Source organism: Nocardia gamkensis NBRC 108242, from assembly GCF_001612985.1.
Taxonomy (GTDB): Bacteria; Actinomycetota; Actinomycetes; order Mycobacteriales; family Mycobacteriaceae; genus Nocardia; species Nocardia gamkensis.
The window spans coordinates 89,538-96,094 of record NZ_BDBM01000034.1 but is presented as its reverse complement, the minus strand read 5'-3'; the positions used below and the strand labels follow the sequence as shown (position 1 = coordinate 96,094).

8 protein-coding genes are annotated in these 6,557 nt (G+C 70.0%); 5 read left to right on the top strand and 3 right to left on the bottom strand.

The features are described from left to right. Positions 1 to 180 precede the first annotated feature (180 nt). The gene (radA, locus tag NG1_RS25180) at positions 181 to 1,578 is read left to right on the top strand and encodes a DNA repair protein RadA (RefSeq protein ID WP_062974731.1); all 1,398 of its coding nucleotides are present in this window, start codon (positions 181 to 183) and stop codon (positions 1,576 to 1,578) included. Between the two features lie 163 nt (positions 1,579 to 1,741). On the opposite strand, the gene NG1_RS25175 is transcribed toward radA, so the two are convergent. Both NG1_RS25175 and NG1_RS25170 read right to left on the bottom strand, forming a co-directional pair. Further along, complete coding sequence (locus tag NG1_RS25175) at positions 1,742 to 2,389, bottom strand: hypothetical protein (RefSeq protein ID WP_062974729.1); 648 nt, start codon at positions 2,387 to 2,389, stop codon at positions 1,742 to 1,744. Between the two features lie 124 nt (positions 2,390 to 2,513). After that, positions 2,514 to 3,137: a carbonic anhydrase gene (locus NG1_RS25170; protein WP_040864678.1), complete on the bottom strand. Its 624-nt coding sequence runs from the start codon at positions 3,135 to 3,137 to the stop codon at positions 2,514 to 2,516. Positions 3,138 to 3,237: 100 nt separating this feature from the next. Here NG1_RS25170 and NG1_RS25165 point away from each other — a divergent pair, with 100 nt between their 5' ends. Continuing rightward, a complete protein-coding gene (locus tag NG1_RS25165) occupies positions 3,238 to 4,146 on the top strand; it encodes an HhH-GPD family protein (RefSeq protein ID WP_157114220.1) in 909 nt (302 codons plus the stop codon). A 21-nt stretch (positions 4,147 to 4,167) separates the two neighbouring features. Here NG1_RS25165 and NG1_RS25160 read toward each other — a convergent pair whose 3' ends face one another. Further along, positions 4,168 to 4,914 carry an alpha/beta fold hydrolase gene (locus tag NG1_RS25160; RefSeq protein ID WP_062974727.1) on the bottom strand — a complete coding sequence of 249 codons (747 nt, stop codon included), beginning with the start codon at positions 4,912 to 4,914 and terminating at the stop codon, positions 4,168 to 4,170. A 58-nt stretch (positions 4,915 to 4,972) separates the two neighbouring features. On the opposite strand from NG1_RS25160, the gene mhuD reads away from it, so the two are divergent. The 3 genes from mhuD (at position 4,973) to NG1_RS25145 (ending at position 6,526) form a co-directional block, all read left to right on the top strand. Beyond that, positions 4,973 to 5,287, top strand: a complete 315-nt coding sequence (gene mhuD, locus NG1_RS25155; protein WP_040864550.1) for a mycobilin-forming heme oxygenase MhuD — start codon at positions 4,973 to 4,975, stop codon at positions 5,285 to 5,287. A gap of 262 nt (positions 5,288 to 5,549) precedes the next feature. Next, a complete protein-coding gene (locus tag NG1_RS25150) occupies positions 5,550 to 5,744 on the top strand; it encodes a CbtB domain-containing protein (RefSeq protein ID WP_040864549.1) in 195 nt (64 codons plus the stop codon). Then, a complete protein-coding gene (locus tag NG1_RS25145; protein ID WP_062974725.1) occupies positions 5,735 to 6,526 on the top strand; it encodes a CbtA family protein in 792 nt (263 codons plus the stop codon). The genes NG1_RS25150 and NG1_RS25145 overlap by 10 nt, the downstream gene beginning before the upstream one ends. Positions 6,527 to 6,557 lie beyond the last annotated feature (31 nt).

The window sequence follows — 6,557 nt, the reverse complement described above, 5'->3', positions numbered from 1 at the left end:
GAGCGAAGCGAGACCGAGCATGCGCCGTTCGCGGCCCGGCTCGCGTCCGAGTGACCGTCGCGTACGCGACGAAGGAGCAAGCGGCGGTCGCTCGGACGCGAGCCAAGAAGGGGCCGCGAACACCCAGCGCCGCAGGCGCTGGAAACAGACACTGTCAGAGGTGGTGCGTATGGTGCCCCTGTGGCAAAGACCAAGCCGACCTTCCGGTGCTCCGCCTGTTCGCACGAAGTCGCCAAATGGGTGGGCAAGTGCCCGGAGTGCGGAGCTTGGGGCACGGTCGACGAGGTGGTCGTCGGGGCGGGGGCGGTCGGTTCTCCCGGGCGGAAGGCGATGTTGCCCAGCACCGCGGCCGCGCCGATTTCGCAGATCGACTCCAAGGTCACCCGAGCGCGGCCGACGGGCGTGAGCGAGCTGGATCGGGTGCTCGGCGGCGGGGTGGTGCCCGGTTCGGTGGTGTTGCTGTCCGGCGAGCCGGGAGTGGGCAAGTCGACGCTGCTGCTCGAGGTGGCGCATCGCTGGGCGGCCCAGCACGGCGAGAAGTCGCTGTACGTCACCGCGGAGGAGTCGGCGGGGCAGGTGCGGTTGCGGGCCGATCGCACCGGCGCGGTGCACGACCGGGTCTATCTGGCGTCGGAATCGGATCTGTCGATCGTGCTCGGGCATGTCGAGCAGGTGCGGCCGACACTGCTGGTGGTCGACTCGGTGCAGACCATGCTCGCTCCGGAGGTGGACGGCGTCACCGGCGGAGTCACCCAGGTACGCGAGGTGACCGCCGCGCTGACCTCGCTGGCCAAGACGAGCGGGATCGCGGTGCTGCTGGTCGGGCATGTCACCAAGGACGGCAACGTCGCGGGCCCGCGCACGCTCGAGCACCTGGTCGACGTGGTCTTGCAATTCGAGGGCGACAAGAACTCCACGCTGCGCATGGTGCGCGGCATCAAGAACCGCTTCGGCAGCGCCGACGAGGTGGGCTGCTTCGAACTGCACGAGGACGGCATCGCCTGCGTCGACGACCCGTCCGGCCTGTTCCTGCACCACCGCACCGATTCGGTGCCGGGCACGGCGGTGACCGTGGCGATGGACGGCAAACGCCCGCTGGTCGGCGAGGTGCAGGGCCTGACCGTGAAGACCGAAATTCCGCAGCCGCGCCGCGCGGTGAGCGGCCTGGACTACAACCGGGTCGCCATGGTGCTGGCCGTCCTGCAGAGCCGCGGCCGGGTGTTCCTCGGCAAGAGCGATGTATACGCCGCGACGGTCGGCGGCATGCGCCTGGTAGAGCCTTCCGCCGACCTGGCCATCGCGCTCGCCATCGCCAGCGCCGACTCCGACGTCCCGATCCCACCGGGCTGGGTGATCCTCGGCGAGGTCGGCCTCGCGGGGGAGGTGCGCAAAGTGACCGGCCTCAACCGCAGGCTGGCCGAGGCCGAACGCCTCGGCTTCACCACCGCCCTGGTGCCGCCCGGCCTCGCGCCGGTGCAGAGCACCATGAAGATCCACGAGGTCGCCGACCTCCGCTCCGCCATCCGCATAGCGGGCCTGCGCAAACTGCGGGCCGCCCCCGAAGAAGCCGCCAGCTGATTCGGCGGCCGCCGAGCCCGCGCGAGCGACCCAATGGCGGTAAACCAAGCGGCGATCACGCGTACCTACGCGCCCAGCACACCTCAACCCCCGATTTCGAGCGAAGCAAGACCGAGCATCCGCGAACACTCAGCGCCGCAGGCGCTGGAAAAACAAACACAACTCAGGCGATGTTGAACGGCTCGGCCATGCTGCGCACCGAGCCGAGTTGCGCGACAACGCTGTAGGCCCCCGGCGGAACCGGAACCCGTTCGCCGGCGCAGCTGGGCTGGGACGTGGTGCCCGACCAGGTCACGGTGAACGCCGCCTGCTCACCGCGACCCATCGTGCGAACGTCGGGCTGGCCGTCCGGATAGCAGTCGGTGCTCGACCACAGGCGCCGCTGACCGTCGAGCGTGTGCACGGAAACTTGTTGCAGACCGGAGCCCATGTCGCGGGTGCACGGCACCGCCGAGATGTTGGTGATGACGATCCCGAACACCGGCTGCTCACCGGTCTTGTACGTGGGCTGCTCGACGGTGACCTTGATGGCCAGCGATTGGTCCGGGCACGGGCCCGCCGCGACACTGGTGGCCGCCGCCGAGGTTTTCGGCGCGCCGGACTCACCCGACGGCTTGGCCGCCGCGTCGACGGGCTTGGCCGTGACCGAGCTGGACTCGGCGGCCCGGGTGTCACCGGGCGAGTCGCCCCCGCGCGCGACCGCGAGCACCACCCAGATCACCAGCGCCAGGGCGACCACCAGGATTCCGATGGCGAACACGCGTCGACGCCAGTAGATCTCCGGTGGCAGCGGTCCATTCGGTTCCAGCACGTCTCAACGGTAAGGGCACCATCGGGCGCACCGTCTCAGGGGCACGGCGTGTCGGCCGTCCGCCCCTGTCGACGGCGAGTACATTCCGCCGCCACGCTGGGCCGACGGCGGGCGCGCCGCGGCGTCAGACCACCTCGCCGATATTGCCGACGACCCGGTGCAGCTGCACTTTGCCCTCGGCCAGTTTGTAGGTCACGCAGGCGATGGCCAGCTCACCGGTGGCCACCCGCTGCGAGATGATCATCGACCGCTGCATGAGCAGGCGGCTGGTCTCCACCACGTGCCTGGCCTCCATCTCGTCGACGGTGGACAGGCCTTCGCGCCGCCCGATCAGAATGGAGGGCGTGACCCGCTCGACCACGCTGCGAATGAACCCACCGGGGACCTCGCCGCCGTCCAGCGCGTCGATGGTGGCCTTCACGGCGCCGCAGCTGTCGTGACCGAGCACTACGATGAGCGGCACGTTGAGCACCTGCACCCCGTACTCGATCGAGCCGAGCACCGAGCTGTCGACCACATGGCCCGCGGTGCGCACCACGAACATGTCGCCGAGGCCCTGGTCGAAGATGAGTTCGGCGGCGACCCTGGAGTCGCCGCAACCGAACAAGATCGCGTGCGGGTGCTGGCCGCTGACGAGCTTGGCCCGGTCCGCTGCGCCCTGGCTAGGATGCAGCAGTTCACCACTGACGAAGCGCTCGTTGCCTTCGCGCAAGGACTTCCAGGCACTGATCGGGTTGGAATCCGGCATACCGACCATTGTGCAGGACGGTTCGGGTTACCAGCGAGTTCGGCCGGTTACAGGTGGGCAAATACCGCCTGGCAGCAGTAGGACGGGGATAGTGAGGGCAGTGCGGAACGGCGCACCGAAGAGCATCGACGCGGACACGTTGCTGGACTGGTACGGGGAGACCGCGCGGGATCTACCGTGGCGCAGGCCTGGTGTCACCGCGTGGCAGATTCTGATGAGCGAGATCATGCTCCAGCAAACCCCGGTCGTGCGGGTCGAGCCGATCTGGCGGGAGTGGGTGGCGCGCTGGCCGGTCCCTTCGGCGATGGCCGCCTCCTCACCGGCCGAAGTGCTGCGGGCCTGGGGGAAACTCGGCTATCCGCGCCGCGCGCTGCGGTTGCACGAGTGCGCCAGGGTGCTGGCGGCCGAGCACGGTGACGAGGTGCCCACCGACGTGGAGGTGCTGCTCGGGCTGCCGGGCATCGGGGCCTACACCGCGCGCGCCGTCGCCTGTTTCGCCTATGGCCAACGAGTTCCGGTGGTGGACACCAATGTCCGGCGGGTGGTTGCCAGGGCGGTGCACGGGCGCGCGGAAGCGGGCAACCCTTCGTCCCGGGACCTCCCCGACACCGAGGCGCTGCTCCCGCTTCAGGTCGACCGCGCCGCGGTGTTCTCCGCCGCCCTCATGGAACTCGGCGCGACCGTGTGCACCGCCCGCACCCCCGATTGCGCGCGCTGTCCACTGCCGAGTTGCGCGTGGGTCGCCGCGGGTCGGCCGGTGAGCGAGGTGGTCCGCCGCACCCAGAAGTACGAGGGCACCGACCGCCAAGCGCGCGGTCGCCTGCTGGAGGTTCTGCGGCATGCCAGCGGGCCGGTGGAACGAACGCGCCTGGACATCGCCTGGACCCGCGATCCGGGCCAGCGCGACCGAGCCCTGGACTCGCTGCTGCTGGACGGCCTGATCGAACAGACACCCGATGGCTTGTTCGCCTTGGCGGGCGAGGGCGGGCACCCGGGCGCGACCGGCTGACCCGGAACCGCCCGCTGCGGCTCAGGTCCTCAGCACCCGCCGCAGGAAGCGCTCGACCTCCGCGCGATAGCGCTCCGGTTGGTCGTCGTGCACCAGATGGCCGGCACCGGCGATCAGGGCGTAGTCGGCGCCCGGATGGGCGGCGGCCATCCGCCGCATCTGCCCCGGCGGAGTGATGCTGTGCTCGCCCTCCAGCAGCAGGGCGGGCACCCGCACCGCATGCCACTGCCGCCAGAAGTCGCGCGTTCCCCACTCCTCGGAGATATCGCGGAAGGTGGTGACCGAGCCGTGCAACCGGTATCCCTCCGGCCCGCGCTCGAAGGAGTTCAGGAAGTAGCGTCCGGCGACCGGCCCGAAAAAGGACAGCACGGCCTCGTCGTCGGGGAACGGCTGCGGCCACGCCTCGATCATCTCCGCCCAGTGCGCGGCGGTGCGGCCGGTGAAGTCCGGTGCGATGTCCTCGATCACCAGCGCCCGGACCCGATCGGGGTGGGTCGCGGCGAACACCCAGCCGTGCAGCGCGCCCATCGAATGGCCGATCACCACCATCGGCTCGCCGATCGCGGCGGTGCCCGCGGCGAGGTCCGCGACGAAGGCCTCGGTGGTCAGTTCCCCGGGCGCGGGCCTGCCGTGGCCCGCGGCGTCGAAGCTGTAGACATGCCCGTATCCGCGCAGCCAGGCCAGCTGATCGCGCCAGGTGCGCGCGCTGCCCATCAATCCGTGCAGCAGCAGGATCGGCGCGCCCGCTCCGCCTTCGTCGTGCAACATCGACTCGACAATACGAGGTATCGAGCGTCTGCTCGGCCGCAGCCGCTAGCTTGGACGCATGGCTGTTGTGAAGATCAACGCGATCGAGGTTCCCGAGGGCGCGGGCCCCGAATTGGAGAAGCGGTTCGCCCACCGTGCGCACGCGGTCGAGGGCTCCCCGGGCTTCCTCGGCTTCCAGCTGCTCCGCCCCGTCGCCGGCGAGAAGCGGTATTTCGTTGTCACCCAGTGGGATTCGGAAGAGTCCTTCGCGGCCTGGCGGGACGGGCCCGCACGCGAGGCGCACGCGGGCGAGCGGCAGAAGCCGGTCTCGACGGGTGCGTCCCTGCTCGAGTTCGAGGTCGTGCTCGACGTCGAGGCCAAGCCCGCGAACTGAGTCCGGCATCCGACGCCGGGCAGGTCCGCCTGCCCGGCGACTCGCCCGACGCCGTGGTACGCCCGTGCCGGACCTGGTTGACGCGGGGGGTGTGCGGGTGTCACAGTTCGAAGGACAAACGCGAGGGTGACGCGGTAATTCCGGTGAGATTCCGGAGCGGTCGCGCCACTGTGTTCCACGCACCGAGTCCGGTGCCGGAAAGCCAGACACCGGCACCGTCGCGCCACCACCGGACGGGACGCGTATCCCAAGGAGGACTCGAATGGCCATCGCGCATACACCCAGCCGGGCAACCGATTCCCTGGCCGCCGTGCTCGTCACGGTCGGTGTCGTTCTTCTCGCATTGCTCACGCTCTACCTGGTCGGCTTCGACCAGGGTGTCATCTCGCGCAGCGGGATGTATCTGCATGAGCTGATGCACGACGGACGCCACCTGCTGGGGCTCCCGTGCCATTGATCGGTTCGCTCCGAACACTGCTGCTTCGCGGCCTGCTGGCCGGCCTCATCGCCGGCCTGCTGGCCGCGACAGTCGGTTACTTCGTCGGCGAACCGAAGGTGGACGCCGCCATCGCGATCGAGGAAGCGGGGTCCGCCGCCGGACACACCCATGGCGAGCACGCGGAATCGACAGCCGGGCATTCCCACGGTGACGAGGACGAACCGCTGGTGAGCCGCGGCGGCCAGAAGTTCGGACAGTTCCTCGCCCTCGGGTTGGCCGGGCTCGCGCTCGGCGCCATCTACGCCTCGGTCGCGCATTTCGCGCGGCGCTACACCGCACTGTCCGGCCCACGGCTCGCCCTGGCGCTCGGCGTCGCGGGCTGGGCCGCGATCGTCGCGGTGCCGTTCTTCAAATATCCGGCGAATCCACCGGCGGTGGGTGATCCGGCCACCATCAACGAGCGCACCCTGCTGTGGCTGGCCGCGGTCGTGCTGGGCCTGGTGGCCGTCGGCGCGGCGGTCGCGGCGTTCACCGCGCTGCGCGCGCAACTTCCCACGTACCGCCTGATCGGCGGTGTCGCGGCGTTCGTCCTGGTGACGGCGCTCGGTTACGTCCTGCTTCCCGGCGTGAACGAGGTGAGCGCGGACTTCCCGGCCACCCTGCTGTGGCAGTTCCGGGTGGCGTCGCTGGCCGAGACGGCGACCCTGTGGACCTGTCTCGGCCTCGGCTTCGCGGCGCTCACCGAGTTCGCGACCCGCACCGATACTCCGGTAGCGGTGGCCGCCGCTACCGCGGGGTGATTCGCGTCCGGAAGCACTGAGGCAGTGTCGG